This is a genomic window from Frankia sp. KB5 (genome assembly GCF_002099325.1).
Lineage (GTDB): Bacteria > Actinomycetota > Actinomycetes > Frankiales > Frankiaceae > Frankia > Frankia casuarinae.
This window is the reverse complement of sequence record NZ_MRUJ01000098.1, coordinates 1-19,626: the sequence shown is the minus strand read 5'-3', so window position 1 is coordinate 19,626 and position 19,626 is coordinate 1. Positions and strand designations below refer to the sequence as shown.

The 19,626-nt window shown below is 71.3% G+C and carries 26 protein-coding genes and 1 pseudogene; 11 read left to right on the top strand and 16 right to left on the bottom strand.

Annotated elements, in window-relative coordinates; all coding sequences use genetic code 11:
* Positions 1 to 66: 66 nt before the first annotated feature.
* Both KBI5_RS11005 and KBI5_RS11000 read left to right on the top strand, forming a co-directional pair.
* Positions 67 to 684, top strand: a complete 618-nt coding sequence (locus KBI5_RS11005; protein WP_011437363.1) for a polysaccharide deacetylase family protein — start codon at positions 67 to 69, stop codon at positions 682 to 684.
* Entirely contained in the window at positions 681 to 1,352 is a 672-nt protein-coding gene (locus KBI5_RS11000) for a hypothetical protein (protein ID WP_085015174.1), read from the top strand. The genes KBI5_RS11005 and KBI5_RS11000 overlap by 4 nt, the downstream gene beginning before the upstream one ends.
* Positions 1,353 to 1,411: 59 nt before the next feature.
* Here KBI5_RS11000 and KBI5_RS10995 read toward each other — a convergent pair whose 3' ends face one another.
* The 6 genes from KBI5_RS10995 to KBI5_RS26980 form a co-directional block, all read right to left on the bottom strand.
* Positions 1,412 to 2,422, bottom strand: a complete 1,011-nt coding sequence (locus KBI5_RS10995) for a CAP domain-containing protein (RefSeq protein WP_085015173.1) — start codon at positions 2,420 to 2,422, stop codon at positions 1,412 to 1,414.
* Positions 2,423 to 2,498: 76 nt separating this feature from the next.
* Positions 2,499 to 3,365: a biotin-dependent carboxyltransferase family protein gene (locus KBI5_RS10990; RefSeq protein ID WP_011437360.1), complete on the bottom strand. Its 867-nt coding sequence runs from the start codon at positions 3,363 to 3,365 to the stop codon at positions 2,499 to 2,501.
* A gap of 24 nt (positions 3,366 to 3,389) precedes the next feature.
* Positions 3,390 to 4,136, bottom strand: a complete 747-nt coding sequence (locus KBI5_RS10985) for an allophanate hydrolase subunit 1 (protein WP_011437359.1) — start codon at positions 4,134 to 4,136, stop codon at positions 3,390 to 3,392.
* A gap of 10 nt (positions 4,137 to 4,146) precedes the next feature.
* Positions 4,147 to 5,052 (bottom strand): 5-oxoprolinase subunit PxpA, encoded by a 906-nt coding sequence (locus KBI5_RS10980; RefSeq protein WP_011437358.1) that lies wholly within the window; start codon positions 5,050 to 5,052, stop codon positions 4,147 to 4,149.
* Positions 5,053 to 5,064: 12 nt separating this feature from the next.
* Entirely contained in the window at positions 5,065 to 5,286 is a 222-nt protein-coding gene (locus KBI5_RS10975) for a hypothetical protein (protein ID WP_023840813.1), read from the bottom strand.
* Between the two features lie 136 nt (positions 5,287 to 5,422).
* Positions 5,423 to 5,974, bottom strand: coding sequence for a helix-turn-helix domain-containing protein (locus tag KBI5_RS26980; protein ID WP_085015187.1), 552 nt, complete (start codon positions 5,972 to 5,974; stop codon positions 5,423 to 5,425).
* Positions 5,975 to 6,166: 192 nt separating this feature from the next.
* Between KBI5_RS26980 and KBI5_RS26290 the strand changes: the two genes are divergently transcribed.
* Together KBI5_RS26290 and KBI5_RS10960 are read left to right on the top strand one after the other, a co-directional pair.
* Positions 6,167 to 7,045, top strand: coding sequence for an alpha/beta fold hydrolase (locus KBI5_RS26290; protein WP_157902480.1), 879 nt, complete (start codon positions 6,167 to 6,169; stop codon positions 7,043 to 7,045).
* 17 nt (positions 7,046 to 7,062) lie between these two features.
* Positions 7,063 to 7,578 carry a cupin domain-containing protein gene (locus KBI5_RS10960; protein WP_011437354.1) on the top strand — a complete coding sequence of 172 codons (516 nt, stop codon included), beginning with the start codon at positions 7,063 to 7,065 and terminating at the stop codon, positions 7,576 to 7,578.
* A gap of 43 nt (positions 7,579 to 7,621) precedes the next feature.
* On the opposite strand, the gene KBI5_RS27780 is transcribed toward KBI5_RS10960, so the two are convergent.
* From KBI5_RS27780 to KBI5_RS26285, 3 genes are all read right to left on the bottom strand, one after another.
* Positions 7,622 to 8,014 (bottom strand): hypothetical protein, encoded by a 393-nt coding sequence (locus tag KBI5_RS27780; RefSeq protein WP_235608857.1) that lies wholly within the window; start codon positions 8,012 to 8,014, stop codon positions 7,622 to 7,624.
* Between the two features lie 482 nt (positions 8,015 to 8,496).
* On the bottom strand, positions 8,497 to 9,165 hold the full coding sequence (locus KBI5_RS10945; RefSeq protein ID WP_011437351.1) for a pyridoxamine 5'-phosphate oxidase family protein: 669 nt from the start codon (positions 9,163 to 9,165) through the stop codon (positions 8,497 to 8,499).
* A 46-nt stretch (positions 9,166 to 9,211) separates the two neighbouring features.
* Positions 9,212 to 9,376 carry a hypothetical protein gene (locus KBI5_RS26285; RefSeq protein ID WP_023840818.1) on the bottom strand — a complete coding sequence of 55 codons (165 nt, stop codon included), beginning with the start codon at positions 9,374 to 9,376 and terminating at the stop codon, positions 9,212 to 9,214.
* A 115-nt stretch (positions 9,377 to 9,491) separates the two neighbouring features.
* Here KBI5_RS26285 and KBI5_RS10940 point away from each other — a divergent pair.
* From KBI5_RS10940 to KBI5_RS10930, 3 genes and pseudogenes are all read left to right on the top strand, one after another.
* Positions 9,492 to 9,725: pseudogene (locus tag KBI5_RS10940) on the top strand (transposase); the annotation flags it as partial.
* 176 nt (positions 9,726 to 9,901) lie between these two features.
* Positions 9,902 to 10,324: a hypothetical protein gene (locus KBI5_RS10935; RefSeq protein WP_085015171.1), complete on the top strand. Its 423-nt coding sequence runs from the start codon at positions 9,902 to 9,904 to the stop codon at positions 10,322 to 10,324.
* 49 nt (positions 10,325 to 10,373) lie between these two features.
* Positions 10,374 to 10,685, top strand: a complete 312-nt coding sequence (locus KBI5_RS10930) for a hypothetical protein (protein ID WP_023840821.1) — start codon at positions 10,374 to 10,376, stop codon at positions 10,683 to 10,685.
* Between the two features lie 269 nt (positions 10,686 to 10,954).
* Here the strand turns inward: KBI5_RS10930 and KBI5_RS10925 are convergent, their stop codons facing one another.
* Entirely contained in the window at positions 10,955 to 12,160 is a 1,206-nt protein-coding gene (locus KBI5_RS10925) for an RNA-guided endonuclease TnpB family protein (protein ID WP_085015170.1), read from the bottom strand.
* Positions 12,161 to 12,182: 22 nt separating this feature from the next.
* On the opposite strand from KBI5_RS10925, the gene tnpA reads away from it, so the two are divergent.
* The gene (gene tnpA / locus KBI5_RS10920; protein WP_085015169.1) at positions 12,183 to 12,599 is read left to right on the top strand and encodes an IS200/IS605 family transposase; all 417 of its coding nucleotides are present in this window, start codon (positions 12,183 to 12,185) and stop codon (positions 12,597 to 12,599) included.
* A 97-nt stretch (positions 12,600 to 12,696) separates the two neighbouring features.
* Here tnpA and KBI5_RS10915 read toward each other — a convergent pair whose 3' ends face one another.
* From KBI5_RS10915 to KBI5_RS10895, 5 genes are all read right to left on the bottom strand, one after another.
* Entirely contained in the window at positions 12,697 to 13,857 is a 1,161-nt protein-coding gene (locus tag KBI5_RS10915) for a methyltransferase domain-containing protein (RefSeq protein ID WP_241882819.1), read from the bottom strand.
* Positions 13,821 to 14,636, bottom strand: a complete 816-nt coding sequence (locus tag KBI5_RS10910; protein ID WP_023840825.1) for a radical SAM protein — start codon at positions 14,634 to 14,636, stop codon at positions 13,821 to 13,823. The genes KBI5_RS10915 and KBI5_RS10910 overlap by 37 nt, the downstream gene beginning before the upstream one ends.
* 24 nt (positions 14,637 to 14,660) lie before the next feature.
* Positions 14,661 to 15,389, bottom strand: a complete 729-nt coding sequence (locus tag KBI5_RS10905) for a hypothetical protein (RefSeq protein WP_023840826.1) — start codon at positions 15,387 to 15,389, stop codon at positions 14,661 to 14,663.
* Between the two features lie 27 nt (positions 15,390 to 15,416).
* Positions 15,417 to 15,842 (bottom strand): hypothetical protein, encoded by a 426-nt coding sequence (locus KBI5_RS10900; protein ID WP_023840827.1) that lies wholly within the window; start codon positions 15,840 to 15,842, stop codon positions 15,417 to 15,419.
* A 69-nt stretch (positions 15,843 to 15,911) separates the two neighbouring features.
* Entirely contained in the window at positions 15,912 to 16,547 is a 636-nt protein-coding gene (locus KBI5_RS10895; protein ID WP_085015168.1) for a hypothetical protein, read from the bottom strand.
* On the opposite strand from KBI5_RS10895, the gene KBI5_RS10890 reads away from it, so the two are divergent.
* The gene (locus KBI5_RS10890; protein WP_241882818.1) at positions 16,525 to 16,971 is read left to right on the top strand and encodes a hypothetical protein; all 447 of its coding nucleotides are present in this window, start codon (positions 16,525 to 16,527) and stop codon (positions 16,969 to 16,971) included. The genes KBI5_RS10895 and KBI5_RS10890 overlap by 23 nt on opposite strands.
* Here the strand turns inward: KBI5_RS10890 and KBI5_RS10885 are convergent.
* Positions 16,968 to 17,537 (bottom strand): hypothetical protein, encoded by a 570-nt coding sequence (locus KBI5_RS10885; protein ID WP_085015185.1) that lies wholly within the window; start codon positions 17,535 to 17,537, stop codon positions 16,968 to 16,970. The two genes, KBI5_RS10890 and KBI5_RS10885, sit on opposite strands and share 4 nt — an antisense overlap.
* A 242-nt stretch (positions 17,538 to 17,779) precedes the next feature.
* On the opposite strand from KBI5_RS10885, the gene KBI5_RS10880 reads away from it, so the two are divergent.
* Both KBI5_RS10880 and KBI5_RS10875 read left to right on the top strand, forming a co-directional pair.
* Positions 17,780 to 19,108 carry a hypothetical protein gene (locus tag KBI5_RS10880; protein ID WP_085015166.1) on the top strand — a complete coding sequence of 443 codons (1,329 nt, stop codon included), beginning with the start codon at positions 17,780 to 17,782 and terminating at the stop codon, positions 19,106 to 19,108.
* A partial coding sequence (locus KBI5_RS10875) for a GNAT family N-acetyltransferase (protein WP_133057002.1) occupies positions 19,105 to 19,626 on the top strand: 522 nt, incomplete at its 3' end. The genes KBI5_RS10880 and KBI5_RS10875, both read left to right, overlap by 4 nt.

Below are 19,626 nucleotides of genomic sequence, written 5' to 3'. Positions count from 1 at the left end.
CGCCCGATCCACAGCACGACTCCGACGTGGCCTGACGTGATAGGGCCTGACGTGATGGGGCCTGACGTGCTTGATCCGAAGCCCGACCGTCTCGTTCCTTCGCGCGGGTGCTTGTCGGCCGCGGTCGCCCTGACGATCGACGACGGTCCGCATCCGGTGTGGACGCCGCGGATGCTCGACGTCTTGCGCCGCAACCGGGTCCAGGCAACGTTCTGCCTGGTCGGGGCCCAGGCACACGCGCACCGGGACCTGGTGGGCCGCATCATCGCCGAAGGGCACTCCGTCTGTAACCACGCGATGACCCATCCCCAGCCGTTCAGTCATCGCACACCGGCGCAGATCCGGGCCGAGATGGTCCGCGCCCAGTCGGTCATCGTCGACGCGGGTGGGAAACCGCCCCGGCTCTTCCGCGCGCCGGGTGGTGACTGGTCGCCGGCCGTGCTCGCCGCGGCCGCGAACCTCGGCATGACCGCGATCGGCTGGGACGTGGACCCCCGGGACTGGGCCCGACCGGGCACGCCGCGGATCGTGCGCTCGCTGACCGCGGCGCGRCCGCGTCCCGGGCCGCGACCGGCGGTGATGGTGACCTGGTGTTTCGTGGATCGGGGTTCGCCGTCGGTGAGGGTTCATCGGCACCGGGCGGGGCACGTTCCTGGCGTTGGCCACGGAAGGAGCTCCCGATGACCCACGTCGCCGACATCGACTCCCCCTGGTTGGGCGCCTGGCATATTCCCCGCAGCCGGGGTGTGGTCAGTGGTCTGCTGCTGATGCTCCTGGGCGTGTGGGGGGCGCTGATTCCGTTCGTCGGGCCGTACTTCGACTTCGCCTTCACCCCGAACAGCGCCTGGACCTGGACGTCGGCCCGCTTCTGGTTGGAGGTGCTGCCGGGTGCCGCCACATTCGTCGGTGGGTTCCTGCTGCTGATGAGCTCCACCCGCGGCACCGCCGCGCTGGGTGCGTGGCTCGCGATCGTCGCCGGCGCCTGGTTCGTCGTCGGCCCGACGCTGGCGGGACCCTGGGACCTCGGCGCGCTCGGCCGGCCGGTCGGTGGGTCCGCCCGGCAGGCGCTCGTCTGGATCAGTTTCTTCTACGGCCTCGGCGCCGTGATCCTCTTTCTCGGTTCGACCGCGTGGGGTCGGCTGAGCGTGCGGGGGGTGCGCGACGTGGCCGCGGCGCGCCGTCAGCGGGAACTGCGGGAGCAGGCGGCCATGCGTCCGGGCCCCCTGGCGGAGTCGGAGGTCTATCCCAGCGACCGCCTCAGTGCCCCGGCCCCGGCCGAGGGGGCCCCGGTCGAGGGGGCCGAGGAACGCACGGGCGCGTTCGGCCGTCATCGGCGCCGCAGCCACCGCTGACGGAAGGATCCATCGGGGAGGAACAGGGGAAGCGTGCGTCTCAGGGTGGGCCGTGCGTCTCAGGGCCGGCCGTGCGTCTCAGGGCCGGCCGGGTGCCTCGGCCCGGAGTGGTTTCGTGGGTCGGCGCCGGCGAAGTCCTGCGTCCAGTAGGTGCCGTACGCGCCGCCGGTGGCGTAGCCCACGCCGATGGCGGTGAAGGCACAGGTGAGGATGGTCGCCCGCCGATCGGCGCTGTCCATCCACATCTGCACGGTCCGAGCCGCGGTGAGCGATCCGGCGGCGATGTTCTCCCCGACGAGATCGGCGGTGTATCCGCGGGCGGCCAGCCGCTTGTCGAGGCCGCGACCGTCCCTACCGGTGTAGCCGAAGTAGCCGTTCGCCGCCATGTCGGTGCTGTGCGCCTGCGCCGCGGCTGCCAGCCGGGCGTCGACCGTCAGCGCGCCGCAGCCCGCTCGGGCCCGCTCGATGTTGGTCAACCGGACCACCTCGGCGGCCTCGGTGCCGGTCCGGGGCGGGGCGACGGGCGGCGTCCGCCTCGGAGCCGGCGCGGACGTGCTCGTGCCCAGCGCGACGCTCGTGCCCGGTGCGACGCTCGTGTCCGGTGCGACGCTCGTGTCCGGTGCGACGAGGGGTGCCTGCACCGGAACCGGCAGGCGGGTAGCGTCCGGCAGGCCCGCGGACGGTTCGTCGGTCCGCGACGGTAGCGGGGTCGTGGTCGTGGCCGTGGCCGTGGACAGGCCGGACGACGCCGTCGACGATGTCCTCGCCGGCTCCGCGACCGGCTCCGCGGTCGGGTGCGTGGTCGGGTGCGTGGTCGGGTGCGTGGTCGGCTGGGCGAACGACCCTGCGGTGAGCTCCGTGCGCGCCGCCCCGGACGGGTGCGGCGGGACGGGAGTCGCGGCGATCGTGATCTCCTGGTCGGCCCGGGCTCCCGTAGACGGCGTCGCCGACGCTGCCCTGCCGGCGGGAAACGCCTGGCAGGCCGTGGTGAGCGCCGCTGCGAGGGCGGCCACGGACGCGGCGGCGATGACGGTCGTGAACCGAAGCGAACCCAGCCGAACCGAACCCATAAGGCCTCCTCGGGTCTCCCCCCCGGGAGCAATACGAGCAAAGATAACTAATTCCGCGTGTGGCGCTCCTCGCCTGTCATCGTGTGGTCCAGCTGTGGTAGGGCCGGAACCGGATGCGCTGGCCGGGCCGGCATTGCGCGGCCAGGTGCAGATCCTCGGACGCGACGACGCCCAGCATGGGATAACCCCCGGTGACCGGATGGTCGACGAGGAAGAGGACCGGCCGCCCGTCCGGGGGGATCTGGATCCCCCCGGTGACGACGGCCTCCGAGGGCAGCTCCGCGGTGATCCGGCGGCGCGGCGCCGGCCCGACGAGCCGTACGCCGACCCGGTCGCTCTGGGCCGTCACCTCATAGGACGCGGAGAACAGCGTGGGCAGCGCGTCCGCGGTGAACCAGTCGTCGCGGGGGCCGGCGAGGACCCGCAGGGTCGGTTCGTCCGGGTACTGGGCGAGCGGGGCGAGGTCGACGGTTGGCGGGTCCGCGCTGTCGGCCGCCCGCGGCAGCCGCCGACCGGTGCTCAGCGGTTGCGGACCGATCCCGGAGAGGGTGTCACTCGATCGTGAGCCGAGCACCGGGGGGACACCGATCCCCCCGCGAATTCCGAGGTAGGTGCGCAGGCCCCGGTCGGGTGCCCCGATCCGCAACAGCGCGCCGGCGGGCACGTCCACCGGGGAGTACATGCTGATCTGGCGACCGGCGAGTTCCAGCGGGCACGGCGCGCCGGTCAGCGCGATCAGCGCCGGATCCGTGAACCGTGCGGTGAGGCCGCCGTAGGTGAGCTCGACCGCCGCCGCGGTCGCGACGTTGCCGACGAGCCGGTTCGCCAGCAGCAGACTGCGACGGTCGGCCGCGCCGGACCGGGTGATGCCCAGGTGCGCGAGCCCGGGCCGGCCGAGATCCTGGACCGTGGCGAACGGACCTGGCGCGACGATTTCGATCATGAAATCCCGATCATGACATTTCGATCACGACATCGACCGGGCGGCGTCAGCAATGGCGTCGGCGTCGGCGATGAACCGCACCCGCGTGCCCGGGGCCAGCACGGCGGGCGGCTCCCGGTCGGGATCGAAGACCCGCAGGTCGGTATGGCCAATCAGCCGCCATCCGCCGGGCGAGGTCCGCGGGTAGACACCGCTGAACTCGTCGGCGATGGCGACCGCGCCCGCGGGGACCCGGGTGCGCGGGCTGTCCCGGCGTGGCACGCGCAGCGCCGGGTCGAGGCCCGCGATGTAGGCGAAGCCGGGAGCGAAGCCACAGAACGCGACCCGGTGCCGGCCACGTACGTGCCGGTCCACGACCTGCGCCGGAGTCAGTCCGCTGAGCCGGGCGACCTCGGCCAGATCGGGACCGTCGTAGCGCACCGGTATCGTCACGACGTCCCGGTCGAGCGGGGGACCGGCCTGCGGCGCGGGGCCGGACGAGGGATCGGGACCGGCCTGCGGCGCGGGACCGGAGGAGGGCGTGGGGCCGGAGGAGGGCGTGGGGCCGGACGTGCCGGGCTGAGCCCCGGCGGCGCGCAGCAGGGCGGCGCTCAGGCGTCTGGCGTCGGTCGCCGCGGGATCGAACGCGACCAGCACCGTCCGCGCCGCGGGAACCAGTTGGATGATCCCGACCGGGGCGATCCGCCGCAGCCGCGCGTAGAGGGCCTCGGCCTCGGTCAGGCCGGCCACCTCGACGAGCAGTGCCTCGTCACCGCAGGGCAGGATGCGCATCGCGATCCTCTCAGCTGAACGGGATCAGGGGGACACCCGCGTCGAACAGGGCTTGGCGCAGCCGTCTGACCATCTCGACCGCGCCCGGCGTGTCCCCGTGCACGCAGAGAGAGCGGGCGCCGACGTCCACCGGTGTGCCCTGCTGGCTGACGACCACGCCCTTGATCGCCATCCGCACGCCGCGCGCGACGATGACGTCGGGATCGTGCAGGACGGCGCCGGCCGTGCGCCGGGAGACCAGAGTGCCCGCGGCCGTGTAGTCGCGGTCGGCGAACGCCTCGCCGACCGCGGTCAGGCCGGCCTCGCTCGCGCGCCGCAACCACGCCGATCCGGGCAGGCCCAGGACCGGCAGCGTCGCGTCGTAGCAGCGGATGGCCTCGACGACGGCCTGCGCCTGCTCCTCGTCGGTGACGATGGCGTTGTAGAGGGCGCCGTGCGGCTTGACGTAGCGAACCCGGTCGCCGGCCGTCCGGGCGAAGGCGTCCAGCGCGCCGAGCTGATAGAGGACGTCGTCACGTAGATCGTCGGGGTCCATGTCGATGCGGCGACGACCGAAGCCGGCGAGGTCGCGGTAGCTGACCTGGGCGCCGATGCGGACTCCGCAGCGGACCGCCTGCTCGCACGTCCGCCGCATCGTCGCGGGGTCGCCGGCATGGAACCCGCAGGCGATGTTGGCGCTGGTGACCAGGTCGAGTAGGGCCTCGTCCTCGGTGAGGCGCCAGACCCCGAAACCCTCGCCGAGGTCGGCGTTGAGATCGAGGGGACGCGGCGGATCCGCCGGAGGCGGTGGTGCGACGGGATGTGCCCGTCCGGCCGGAGGCGGTGGCTCGACCGGGTTCGGTGGATCGGCCTCCCCGGTGGTCGCCCGGTCTGGCCGAGGTCGCTCCCGCCTGCCGGGATCTCGCTGGTCGCCCATGCTGCCAATTGTTCACCACCTCGGCACTGGCGATCCGCCCCCGTCGGCACGGTGGCGGGTGAGCCATCCGGTCACCTTGTGCGGCTTGAGATCCAGGCCGGCCAGGATCCTGCCGACCTGAGAGGCGGATATCGGGGCGAAGACGGTGCCCGCGACCTGGGCGGCGATCGCCGCATGAGTCCAGGTGACGGCGGGCCCGGGCGGGGTGGCGGTGGCCGCGGCGACCACCGCCACGCGCGCCAGGTCGTCATAGCGGCGCGGGTGCTGTCAGGTTCTCTGTGTGCGGGTTCGTCGGGTAGATGATCCGCCGTACCGCCGCCGGGAACGGTCCGGACAAGATCGCCGCTTAACAGTTGGAGCCGTGGGATGGCTAGGTTGCCTCGACGGCTGCGGCGGGCTCAGGCTTCAGCGCCCGGATGATCGGCTGCGCCGCCGCGAGCGACTCGATCAGACGCTGATACCGGTCGGTGCCCAGGGCGTCGGCAATATGCGCCTCGAATGCCTCAACCGTCTCGTGGGCACTGACGCGGGCGCGGGCGCCCGCGTCAGTGAGGTACAGGCCGATGCCGCGGCTGCCGGGAACCAGCTTGCGCTCGATGCAGCCGAGCTTTTCCAGCCGCGCGGCGATCTGGCTCAGCGCCTGCTGGGTCTGTGGTGCGCGCCGGCTGAGCTCGGCGATGGTGAGGCCCGGGCGCGCGTTGAGATTCTCCAGCATTCCCAGGCTGGCCAGCGAGAGCGGACTGTCCCCGAGCGCGGCTTCTCCCAGCAGCGACGTGCGGATCGAGACGACCCACAGCAAGTGCACGAGCCAGTGCTCCCAACGGTCCTCCTGACCTGCCTGACCTGCCTGACCTGCCTGACCTGCCTGACCTGCCTGACCTGCCTGACCTGCCTGACCTGCCTGACCTGCCTGACCTGCCATGGCGTCACTATAGCCCAAGCACCTTGTAGTAATCACACGTTGATATTACAGCATCTTGATTTCACAAGACCTTGTAGTACGCTCGGAGGCGTACAGGAACTCAGTAACGCGAGAGGAGGACCAGTGGTTCAGGAACCGACAAGCACGCCGAGCCTGGGGGCCCCGGCCGACCCGGCGCCGCCGATCCGCGGCTTGCGATCGGAATACGCCCGGGTCGGCGGCCACCGCCTGCACTACTGGACCGGCGGCCCAGACGACGGGACCCCGGTGCTGCTGTGGCATGGCTTCCTCGCCACCGGCTACGCCTGGCGCGGGGTCGCCCCCGCCCTGGCCGACGCCGGAATGCGCGTCCTCGTCATCGACATGCTCGGCTAYGGCGACAGCGACAAGCCGGGCGGCACCGATCCCTACAGCGCACGCGCGCTGGCCGAGCAGGTCCGCGCCCTGACCGCCCGCAGCGGGTTCGGCGCCGGCCGGCCCATCCTGCACGTCGGGCACGACATGGGGGCGCCCCCGGCCCTGCTGTGGGCCGCCAGCCACCCAGAAGAGACCCGAGGCCTGGTCTACGCCGAGGCGCCCACCATGCTCGGCGGCCCGTTGCGGGACGTCCTGGCCTACGCCCCGGGCACCATGACCACAGGGTCCATGTGGTGGTGGATCTTGCCGCTGGCCCCGGGAGTGCCGCAGGCACTGATCGTGGGGCGTGAGGAAGCCTTCCTGCGCTGGTTCTACGACGGCCCGGCGGGAGCGCCCCGTGCGTTCGACGAGGCCACGGTGGCCGAATACCTGCGCACCTTCTCCGGGCCGGCCGGGGTACTCGGCTCCATGGGTGTCTACCGCGCCGCGTTCGCCAGCATCGCGCAAACCGAGCCGCTGCTCGTACACCCGACCCCCKTCCCCGTCCTCGCCGTGGGCGGCGAACGGGGCCTGGGCCAGCAGGTCGGCCGGATGCTGTCGCCGGTGGCCTCGCGCCTTAGCACGTCCATCCTCGACGGCGCCGGGCATTTCCTGCCCGAGGAAGAGCCCGAGCGGCTCGCCGCGGCCATCACCCTGTTCAACGACCGGATCTGAACGACCGAGGAGGAACGATGAGCTTCACCCCGCACACCGCCAGCCCGGCGACGCAGCCGGCGACGCAGCCCGCGACGCGCGGCTACGTCCTTGGTCCGGATGAGGGCAACCCCTATCACTGGCTCGGCACCCTCAGCCTGACCAAGGTGATGGGCTCGGTCACCACCGGCAACCTCGACATCGTCGACCACCGCGTTCCGCCCGGCTACGCGCCCCCGCCACACGTGCACCGCGACTCCGACGAGGTGTTCTTCCTGATCGACGGGCACCTGGAGGTGCACTGCGGCGACGACGCGTGGGAGGCCGGGCCCGGCTCGCTGCTCTTCCTGCCGCGGGGGGTCCCGCACCGCTTCGTCAACGCCGACCAGCCTGCCCGCACCCTGCTGATCAACGCGCCCGCCTCGTTCGCGGACCTGGTCGTCGCCATCGGCGACCCCGCGCCCGGCCTTGACATGCCCGGCCCGGACGCGCCGGTGCCGTCAACGGAGGAGATCTTCGCCCAGTCGCAGTGGTACGGCATCAACCCCGCGTGACGGACGGAGCGAGCCAGACAGGCAGGAAACCTCATGGTCGACGTCAGCCGCACGAGCAGGCCCCCGATACCCAGGACGTCGTCGAGCAGCCCCGCACCCGGTCGATCTCGCCGCCGGTGCAGTCGATCAAAACCTTGACCTCCACGTCACACGTGCCCGGATCCGCCGTCACGAAGAATCCCACCACGCCAGCACCGACAGCACTGCCGCGGAAGACGCCCACGCCGTCACCGTCACCGTCCGCGGCCACGGCGCCCTCCAGGTAGCCATAGTCGATGGGGTACACGGCCTCCGGCACCCGGGGGTGCCTGCTGCCGGCCGGGCGGTGCACCACCAGCCGCGAGGTAGCCGCCAACTCGTTGAGGTAGCCGCCAACTCGTCGAGGTTGCCGCCAACTCGTCGAGGTTGCCGAACAGCCGTGCGCGGGACGCGTCAACCATGATCACCGCCGAATCGGGGAGGTCCGCCAAGGAGACCACCGACATGAAGTGGTTCAGGGCGAAGAGCATGGTCCTGCCGCCTGACGTGAACGGCGACTCCCGGCCGGTGCCATCGGCATGCTGGACGGMAACTGGACGTGACCGTTCCCTTCGTCRCTGCCCGGGCCGTCGGCGAACAGGGTGCCCTGCACACTCTTGCCGTGGCCCCAGCAGCTGCCCGCGGCTACCGTGGCTGTCCTCCGAAGTAGCCACCGCTCAACACCTCGGCTGATCGGACGCCGTTCGCGTGATCGCAACATGGTCGTCCAGCCGGGACTCGAACCAACTCGCGAGGCCGTGACCAGCACCGTTCCACAGTGCTGGATCTCAAGCGACAGATCGCGAACCGTATTCACCCAGGCCAAGATCATGATCAGAAAAAGGGTGGACCTGACACGGCAGCAGAAGAACCGATCGGTCTTGGTCGAAGGCCCTGAAATCACCGTCCGCCCGGTCGGGACGCGGCAACTGACCAGGAACGATGCCAGATAAGGATCGAAATGATCGAACCACGGCCGGCCTCGAACGCATGTTCCGCAGGGTTGGTGGGACCCTCCCCACGGTGAGTCGCTCGACTGTGGTGGGAGGGAATCGTGGGCGACGATCCCGTCCGGCGGGGGCTCATGGCAGCGAGGTGGATGAGTTCCTCCTTGGTGAAGACGTTCGCCAATCTCCGGCTGGCGGGGTCGTGATCGTGGCGGCACTGGTCCGAACGCCCGGCCCCGACGCGATCCACCAGCATGGCCAGCGCCCGCGTCTTCTCCTCGTCGTCCCGGACCAGACGGGCATCGGCGTGGATCACCACCGAACGATAGTTCAGTGAATGATGGAAAGCGGAACGAGCCAGGACAACGCCGTCGAGAAGCGATACGGTCATACACATCCGGATCGGCGCGGATCTCGCCAGAATGGCCAGCCTTGCCGCGCTGGAGGCGTGCACGTACACAAGATCGTCGGCGCGGACGTGCATCGTGGGCAGGACATGCGGCTGCCCGTGTACGACCAGGCCGACGTGGCAGACGAGTGCCTCGTCCAGAACGCTGTGCACAGCCTCGCGCTCGTGGCTGACTCGATCGGAGCTGCGGGTGGGTCGCAACATACTGGGCATGCTGCCCGTCGCGGGGAGCGATGTTCACCGAAAATAGGTCGGGCACTTACCAGCCGTGAGCGGAAACGGAGCGCGGCGGGAGCGTCCCGAGCGGCGGTGCGGTGTGTTCGCGATGGGAGAGGCCCTCCAGGTCCAGGAAGTTGTCCTCGGGCTCGACTGTGGTCTCCTTGAGAAGATTTTCCACCCGCTGCACGGTGAGCTGTCGCACCACCTCCGCTCCCGGGACGTAAGTATTCGGAAGTCCCGTTGTTGATCGGTGCCGGTGGTGCTGGCTGGGGTCTGCGTGTGGCCTGATGGGCGACGGTGGGTGATGTCCTGATGGCTGGATTGGTGTGCTGCGTGCCAAGGCTGAAAGCGCCGGGYGGACGGTTGTTGAGGTGAACGCCCGCCACACCTCCCAGCGGTGCGCCGAGTGCGGGCAYGTCGCGAAGGAGAACCGTCCCTCGCAGGCCGAGTTCYGCTGCGTGAGGTGCGGGCACTCGGCGCACGCCGACGAGAACGCGGCGATCAACATTCTCAGGGCAGGGCTTGCCCTTCAAGCTGACGCTCAGGCGGCTTGAGAAGCCGCCGGCTTTAGCCGGCGGAGGAGTCACTTCCCCAGCGAGCTGTGCATCTCCCAGACCAGGATCTGTTATGCGCGCCAGCATCTATGGTCTGACCAGTGCAGTAACGTGCCCCGGTCGTCTCGCCCGCGCCGCCTCGGGCACCCCTCAGACACACGCAGAAGGGGTGCCCGGTGAGCGCCTCCACCGCCGCCGAGCGGGTAATCCTCCGCGACGGCGACTGGGAGCTTGAGCAGCTCCTCGACGGCCTCGGTGACGATGACGACGGGACCCGCCGCCGGCCGGTCATCGCGGAGACCACCATTCGCTACCTGGTGTGGGTCGAAGACGAGTACGCGACCGCGGATCTCCAGGAGGACCATGAGCTGATCGAGGGCGCTGAGGTCGTCGACGGCGACATGAYGGTGACCGACCCAGACGACATGGACTGGTGGCACATCTACCGGCAGCCGTTCGGCCCGGACAGCGCGCCGGTGGAGGGTCCGGCGTGGAAGTGCCCGGAGCTGCGGTGTCACGCTTATCAGCCTGCGGGGGCTTCTTACGAGCGGCGGCACGGGTGGTTGTGCCCGCACGCCGCTGAGGGTGGTGCCCGGTGAGCGCCACCGAGGGCACCACCCGCCGCTGCAACCCCCCGGAGGTGGCCGGATGAGCGAGCCCACCATCCGCGTCCTGTCCCTCGGCGCTGGCATCCAGAGCACCACGCTCGCGCTCCTCGCCGTCGAGGCCGCGCTACCGCGACCGGATGCGGCGATCTTCGCCGACACCGGCTGGGAGCCGCGGGCCGTGTACGAGCACCTCGACCGCTCCCGGATGCCGCTCGATCAGGCGCCGATCGACAAGCTGACCCGCGCCGAGTGGATCGCGCTCTACCAGCCCACCATCTTCGACACCCTCGACGAGGAAGGCGACCCGGACGGATGCTCGCCCTACGGATGCCGCAGCGGAGCGACGGCGTGATCGCCCTGTTCCGGCCGCGCCGCCGACCCCAACCCACACCCGCGCCCGAGACCCTCACCGCCTACGAGATCATGGCCCGCTGGCGACCCGGGTCACACGACCGGCCATGGACCTGGGCCGACGAGATCGCAGACCTCGTCACACGCGACCGCGAGCGGCTCGGCTGGATCGCCCGGCACTGCATGCACGTCCCGATCCTCGTGGGCCCGGACGGCCGGGTCTGGGACGTTGACTTCCTCTCCGCCCTGAAGGGCGGAGATTCCCGTCTGCTACGCCCCGGTGGGGGTGAGCTTCGGGTGGGTTCCCGCTTCGTCGCGCGGTGCCGGCACGGATGCCGGTCTTACCTGCGCTCCACGGGCAGACACGGCCAGTCCGGCCGCCTTCGCGACGTTGACCGCCGCGTTCACATCCCTGTCCAACACCGACCCGCACGCCTGGCACGTCCACTCCCGGACCRCCAGCGGTTTCGGGCCGTCCTTCACCCCGCAGGCCGAACAGACCTGCGACGTCGGCTCGAACCGTCCGATCCGGACGAACGTCCGGCCGTACCGGGCGGCCTTGTRCTCCAGCATGGCGACGAACGCCGACCAGCCGGCGTCGTGCACCGACTTCGCCAACCGCGTGCGCGCGAGCCCGTTGACCGCCAAGTCCTCGACGGCGACCGCTTGATTCTCGCGGATCAGCCGGGTGGAGAGCTGGTGATGGAACTCGCGGCGCGCGTCGGCGACCCGCGCATGCTCCCGGGCGACCTTCAACCGAGCCTTGGCCCTGTTCTTCGAGCCCTTCTTCTTCCGGGACAGGTCGCGTTGCACCCGGCGGAGACGTTTCTCCGTGCGGCGCAGGAACCGCGGGGAGTCGATTTTCCTCCCGTCGGAGAGGACCGCGAAGTGGCCGAGTCCCAGGTCGATACCGACCTCGGTGGTCGTCTCCGCCGGGCTGTCCACCTGTCCCGCCTCGACGACGAAGCTCGCGAAGTACCGGCCTGCGCTGTCCCRGATCACCGTCACCGACGACGGTGCCGACGGCAACCTGCGCGACCAGCGGACCGGAACATCGCCGATCTTCGGTAGGCGCAGCTTCCCGCCCGTGGTGACCGACCAGCGGGCGTTGGCGGTGAACCTGACCGACTGGCGGGTGTCCCGCTTGGACTTGAACCGCGGCGCGCCCATCCGGGGCCGTTTCCCGGCCAGCCCGTCGAAGAAGTTCCGATAGGCCGTATCGAGGTCGCGCAGCGACTGCTGCAACACCACCGCGGACACCTCTGCGAGCCAAGCCCGTTCCGGGCTCTTCTTCGCCTCGGTGATCAGCAGCTTCGACAGGTCCCCCGTCTTCGGGAACGGCAGCCCCGCCGCCCGCGCATCCTCCCGGGCGCGCAGGCCGTCGTTGTACACGACCCGGGCGCACCCGAACGCCTGTGCCAGCGACGCACGCTGACCCGCCGTCGGGTGGAGCCGGAAGCTGTACCGAAGCTGCACACCCCCAGTTTACCCTTGGTTTATGGCCACCGATCTCAACGTTCGCACTGGCAGGCACTGCGTTTTCGCCCTGCACGCCCACTTGGTTTTCGTCACGAAGTATCGGCATCGGGTGTTTGACGATCAGCACCTCACCCGACTGGAAGAGATCATGCGGGCGGTGTGCGTCGACTTCGAGACCGAACTCGTCGAGTTCAACGGCGAACATGACCATGTCCACCTGCTGGTCAACTTCCCACCCAAGGTCGCCCTGTCGAAGCTGGTGAACAGCCTCAAGGGCGTGTCGTCGCGCCGGATGCGCCAGGAGTTCCCCGAGCTGGCCCGGCACTACTGGCGGGCGAACCGGCTCTGGTCCGGGTCGYACTTCGCCGGGTCGGTCGGTGGCGCGCCGCTGGAGGTGCTCCGCCGGTACATCGAAGAGCAGACCCGCCCGGTTTAGGGCACGCTCAGGCCGCGAGGCGGCCTTCCCGCGCGGCCCTTCACCTCCGGCCTGAAGGCCGGAGCACTGGGCCGCAACTTGGTAGCAGGTTCTCGCCCTATTCGGCGCGCACGGTTGCCGTCCAGGCTCCGTGGGAGAGCCGGATGCTGCCGTCGTCGGCGATCCGGGCGTTGGCGCCGAGGTGCGGGGCGTATCCGAGGCGGAGCCAGTCGTCGCGGACGTCGTCGAGAATGTCCCAGAGTCGGCGCGGCCCGCCCTGGTGAACCGTCGGCAGATCGGCGCCGACCGCGGTAGCCCGCGCCCACGACCCGTCCGGATGGGCCATGATCGCCGTGTGCCGGCCGTCGGCCTCCCTGCGGTAGCCGTGCCGTACCCCCGGCACGGCCAGGGCGATCATGGCCGACAGCTCCCACGCCTCGGCGACGTCCACGACCGGGTATCGGCCGGTGGTCACCTCCTCGCCGTCGGCCTCGTCAAGCCGGTCGCTGTCGACCGCGTTCGGCGGGTAGTCATCACCGGTGCGGGTGCGCATGAACGCGGCCGGCGTGAACTCGACCATGCCCACGCGGCCGCGTGGGGTGCTCGTCACGGTGATGACCATGTAGGTGCCGGTGATCGTGGCGACCAGCCGCCCCCCCGGGCGTAGTGCGTCCAGCCAGCTCGTCGGGATGGACGGGACCGAGACCATGGAGACGATCCGGTCGTACTGGCCGGGCAGCGGACCGGTGGCATCCACGGTCAGGGCGGTGGGGTGCAGGTCGAGGGCGGCGAGGCGGTCCGCGGCGGCGGCGACCAGGTACGGGTCGACGTCGATCGTGGTGATGCGCTGGTCGTCGTAACGGCGGGCGAGTAGCGCCGCCCCGTACCCGGAGCCGGTGCCGACGTCCAGGATGTTCAGGCCCTCGGCCAGTTGGGCGTGCTGGTACATGCGCAGGGCCAGCGCAGGCATCGTGGCCGACGACGTCGGCATGCCCATCGGCCTGTCGCCCTCGGCGGCGTGATCGGCGTGGTTCTTGCCGACTCTCGTGACGAGCGACCGGTGGGCGGCGTAGACATCGGCGATCGGGCCGCGGCGCAGGTCCCACCCGTTCTCGGTTCGCACCCACCACGCGGGCACGAACTCGTGCCGTGGGATGTCGGCGACGACCGGATACCAGCGGGATCCGGGATGGCTGATCTCGTCGGCCAGGGTGCGGGCGTGCGCCCGCCACGGCTCGGCCATCAGTTCGGGTCCGGCTCGGGATGCACCGGCCCACATCTCTCATGGTCGCTGTCCGGATCGCACGGGCCCATCCGGGACCGCGGGACCGATTCCACCGCGGCCTGCCACTGCTTCCCGGCCAGCAGACCGGCCAGCGGGGTGTCCCGGACGTTACCGCCGTCGAGGCCGCGGCTCATCACGCACGGCGTGATCCTGCCGTCCGGCAGGACCGCGGCCCGGCCGAGCCCGCAGTGTCCGCAGCCGCCCGCCGTGGCCCCGTCGTGGCCGGCCGCCCGGCCGAACGCGCGGACCACGTCCCGGCGGATGTTCGTCACGCCGAGGCCGAGCAGATCCGAGTGCGCCCGGTCGGCGGCGTCGCCGCCACCGACGATGCCGACCCGCAGGGGGATGGAGCGGCGCAGCACCTCGATGAGGTTCGCCCGGGTCAGGGCGTGGGAACCGGCGCGGCCGGTGACCCGGTCGTGGTCAGCCGCGCTGGCCGCATAGTAGCTGGTGGCCAGCCGCACCCCGAGGCGCATCAGCGTCGGCCACAGCTCGGCGGGCACCCGCACCAGGTTGCTGAAGATCTCCACGGTCAGGCCGGCGGCGAGGGCGTAGCCGACCAGGTCGGGCAGCGCCGGGTGCAGCGTCGGTTCGCCGCCGATCATCGCTACCTGGCGGACGCCGAGCCCGGCCGCGTCGTCGATGACCTTGTGCCAGTCGTCGACGGTCATCGTCCCGTGGCCGGCAGTCGGCCCGGACTCGGCGTAGCAGTGGGAGCAGGCAAGCTGGCAGCGTCCGGTGATCTCCAGCCACAGCATCTCGGTGTGGGGCATGTGCACCTCCAAGGTAAGTATTTGTTAGGCCGCCGCTGCCACGGGTGTGGCTGGGATGCGCGTACGGCCCATATCGGTGACCGCCCATCCGCCGCCGACTAACTGCCGCAGGAGTCCGGCGTCCTCCTGCTCCTGGCACCAGATCCGGAGCCGCGGCATGCTCAGGCCGAGCCGGTGGGCAACGTCGTCCATGTCCACCGCCCCGAAAACGGGCGGGCGGGTGGCGGCGATCGCCGACCAGCCGTCGGCCGAGTCGAGGGGCCGGGCGAGTGCGGCGGTCGAGGCCGCCGCACCGGCGGTGGTGTACCGCCAGCAGCCCGCGTCCACGGCGAGAATGCGCCGGGCGGCGAGCGTGGCGAGGCGCAGTGCCAGCTCCTCCCGGTCCACCCGACCTGTCTCCGCGTCCAGGACGCGGGCGATCCGTTCGGTGCTCGCCGGCCCGGAGGTCTGCGCGGCGGTGAGCGCGGCCCACAGCTCCCGGCGGCGGACCGCGTCCACCGGACGGCGCACCAGYGGTGGCACGTCCCGCCGGGGGGCGAACCGGTAGGCCCTCCCTGCGCCGGTGCGCTGCTCGGCCATGATGCCCACGGTGGTGAGGGTGGCCATCCAGGCGGCTACCTGCTCGCGAGGGGCCTGGAGCCGGTCGGCGAGGGTCTGCGGGCGGATCCAGCCGCCGCCGGGCCGGGCCCGGTTGTCCGCCCAGGCCAGCCCGGCCGCGAGCCGGACGGTTGGGATCATGTCGATGGTGCGCATGGAACCCCCCGGTGACGATGGGCCGGCTCAGGCGCCGGTGGCACTGGCGGTGATGAGCGGGATCTGCTCGACGGCTCGGACGGCGAGTTCCTGAGCGTCGAGCGCGGGTAGCTGGTCGAGCGTGCCGGCGTGGATCGCGGCGGAGAGTGCCCGCCACACCGGCGCGGGGAGCCGGGCCTCCCGCTGGTGGAGGTAGCCGTAGCCGTGCACCACCTCGCCGCCGTCCCGCCGCGAGCGGCCGCCGGATGACGACCACGCCGTCCATTCCTCGCCGAGCGTGGCGAGACGGCCGGCGGTGGTGACCTTGGCCAGACCAACCCAGATCACCAGCGGCAGCCGCAGGTCGCCACCGGTGCCGGCGTAGTCGTAGCGGATGACGACCTCGGCACCCGAGCGGCCGACCAGGATCGTCGGGGCGTCCGGGGTGGCCGGCGCGGTGGCCTGCCGGGACATGATCTCTCCCTGTGTTGTGGGGCCTGCCCGCCGCCGTCGGGGTGGACGGCCTCCCGGGCGGGCAGGCGGTCAGTGGGCCGCGGCGACCTTCTCTGCGCCTGTGACGAGCTGGTCCAGCTCGGCGCCGAGGGTTTCGGGTATGCGCTGCGCGGTCGCGCTGTGGAAGGCACGTAGGTACGGCACGAGGCGTAGGAACGGGTGTCGGGCCGCCCAGTAGCGGGTCGGGTCGGTGCTGCGTTCGGCGCCGCGCAGGACATAACCCATACTGACGATCTTGTCGGCGGTGAGGGCGGCCATGACCAGATCAGGCAGCCGGTCGAGGCGCCGCAGCGCCCGTGTCGGCGCGGTGGCGTACAGGTCCATCGCCATGTGCTCGCCGTACATCAGCCACACCATCGTCAGGGTGCGGGTGCCGCACCGGTCCTCGATGGCGTTGTCGACCAAGGCCGATCCGCGGTAGTCGGGCACGTCGTGCAGCAGCACCGCGGCCACCAGGTCGGCCGGCGCGTCGGGCAGGTGCCGGCCGAGGGTGACCGCGACGCGGACGGCATGGCCGAGCGCCGGGGCGCTGTCGATGATGTGCCCGGCGCACCATTCGCGGGCGATCCCGAGAGCGTRCTCGATGACCGGCGGCCGGGGCCGGGTGAGCACGGACCTGCGCAGCGGTGGCGATGATAGGCGGGTGGGGTCCGGTAGCGAGGTCATGGATCATCCCTGGGATGAGGACGCGCTGTGCGCGGTCTGCCCCGGACAGCTCCACGACCCGGGGCGGTTCGATGTGGTGGACGGGCCGCAGCCCGGCTGCCGGTACGACTCGACGGCCGGCTACCGGCGGGACACGGCCAGCGGAGTGCCGGTGTGCATCCACCCGGACAAGATCGGGGTGCGGCCGGGCCGGTACGCCTCCGGGGGTGAGGGGTGGCCCGCGCGGACGCCCCCGGCCGTCCCAGCGGGGCCGATGCCGGCCGAGGCCGGCGCGTTGGCCGGGTGGATGACGGAGCTGGTCCGCCACGCCGGCCCAGGCCGGGTGGATGCGGTGCTCGCTGATGCGGAGCGGCAGGCGGCCCGCAGCTTCCCCGCGGACGTCGTCGTCGGCGCGCTGCGGRCCGCCCTCGCCGCGATGGTCTAGCGGCCGAAGGTGAAGTAGTGCGACCGGCCGCCGGCCTGCACCCCGATCGACTCGTAGTGCTCGGACAGGATGTTGAGACGGCGCGCGGTCTCGGCCTTGCCGAGCCAGTAGCGCCGGGGCAGCTCCCCCCAGCGGGCAGCCCGGTAGATCTGGTCGGTGTAGCCGTCGACGTCGTAGTCGAACCGCTCCGCGTCGGTCGAGTGGACGAACGTCACCCGCAGATCGGCCTGGATCCGGGAGAGGATCGTGAACTGGGCGGTCAGCGCGTGCACCATCTCGTCCACCGGCGCGGCGACCAGCAGTTCCGCCGCCCGCTCGTCGCCGGTGAGCTCGTAGACCGCCGCCTTCATCGCCATGGTGCGCAGACCCTCGACGAACAGGTGCGGCCCGTCTTCGTCCAGGTCCCACTCGGCGATCAGCGGGTAGCCGGTGAACGTCGCCCAGCACGTCGGGTACTTCAGCGTGCTCGACCGCAGCCGGTCGAACTCCGGGTGCTCCTGGATCATGTCCATGATCACCGCCGCGCGCTCGCCGCCGGTGTACGGGCTCGGCAGGTCAACAATCATGATCGTTCCGGTCTCGGGGTTGGTCACGAGGCTCCTCCATGGGGATGTGAGGTGGGCTTCTGCCCACGGGGGCGCAGCGTTACCGCCGCGAACGGGACTGCTCGGCGCGCCAGCCCGCACTCAGCAGTTGGCACATCCGCCGGTGTGGATATGACACCCTCCGGTGCAGATCTGGTACAGACTGCGAGAAACTCGCATGCGCGAGAGGCATCTCTCTCGCGTCAGCGCAGGACGGGGAGACGATGACGGCTGTCGCGGCGCCGGCACGGGCGACGTTCGTTGCTGAAGTCGAGCGGCTGATCAAACAGACTGGGACGAACCGGTCCGAGCTGGCCCGCCAGATCGGCGTCAGCCGGATGGTCATCTCTGCCGCCGTCCGAGGTGAACAGCATGGGAGCCCGAAGCTCCTCCCATCACCGCACGTGATCGAGGGCTTGGACCGGGAGCTCCATGCCGCCGGCCGGCTGATCGCCCTCTGGCAGGACGCGGTGATGGAACGCACCGCCGACGAGATCAGATTGGATCGTGGACACCGTCTCTCTCTCGGCCCCACAGTGGATAGCCGGGGGCCAGGAGAGGAGACGAGTACGGACCGGCGCGAGTTCGTGGAACTGACCGCCCTGTCGGCCCTGGCCGCTGCCGCGCAGACACGCATGGACGAGGCGGTGACCGCGGCGACGCTCGACGAGCTGGAGGAGGACGCGGACGAGATCGCCTGTGTCTATGGCTCTGCCCCCCACGCTTCTCTCCTGCCTGAGGTCGGCGCCCGCTGGCGGCAGATCACCACGATCCTCGGCGGCCCCGTCGCCCCCGAGGCGCGGCCACGGATCACCCTGCTCGGCGGCCAGTTCACGTATTTCCTGGGCCGCCTGGCGTTCAACACCAACGACATGCGCTCCGCTCGCCGTTTCGCCGGCCTCGCCGGCCGCTACGCCGCGGAGGTCGGCGACCCGGTCCTCATCCTGTCCGTGGCCGCGCTGCGGTCGAGCATTGCCTACTGGCGGCGGCGGTACGCCCCGGCGCTCGCGGACCTCCAGGCCGTCGCGCACATCTCCGATCCGTACATGACCGCGCGGATCGCCGCATACGAGGCGCGCACCCACGCCGCCCTAGGGGATATCCCTGCGGCCCGGGAGGCGCTCGACCGTATGGAGATGACCGCGGACACGTTCGCACCCCGGCCCGGGTCGACCCCGGTAGGCCCGGCCGGCGTGGCGATGTTCCGCGCCGGCGCCGCGCTCGCGCTTGGCGACATGGACGAGGCCCGACGGTGGGCGACCATGGCCGTGGACGGCTACCAGCGCCGCGGTGGCGACTACTCGGCCGAGGAGTCCCACCACGCAACGCTGACCCTCGCGCTCGCGCACCTGCGCGGCACCCGGCCTGAGCCCGAGGAGGCCGCGCGCATCGCGAGCACCGTGCTGGCCGACAGTCCGTCTCCCACCCACACCGTCAGCGGGAAACTCCGCAGCCTCGGACGCGCGTTCAGCGCTGACCACCGGCAGCTCCCCGAAGTCGCCGCGTACGTCGAGGCATACCGGGCCCTGCCGGCGGGAACCGGCGCGTCGTGACCACCATCCCCACCCTCACCACCGAGCGGCTGACCCTGCGGCCCATCGCCCGCGCCGATCTCGACGCCTACGCCGGGATCTGGGCCGATCCGGAGTTCGCCCGGTACATCGGCGGCCCGACCGACCGGCACGGCATGTGGCACAACCTCGCTGCCAACATCGGCTGCTGGGAGCTGGAGGGTGTCGGCCCGTGGTCCGTCGTCGAACGCGCGACCGGGACGCTCGTCGGCCGCGCGGGCCTGTGGTCCGAACCGGGCTGGCCCGGCATCGAAACGGTCTGGTTCATCGGCCGGCCCTGGTGGGGGCGAGGCTATGGAACCGAGGCGGCGAGCGCTGCGATCACCTGGGCGTTCGACACCCATCCCGACCTGCCCGAGGTCGTGTCCGTCGTCCGCGCCGAGAACGCCGCGTCGGTCCGCCTCGCCGAACGGCTCGGCATGCACCTCGCGCGAACCGAGCATCTCCACGGCGCGGAGAAGGGCGTGTACGCGATCAGCCGCGAGGATTGGACGCGCCGG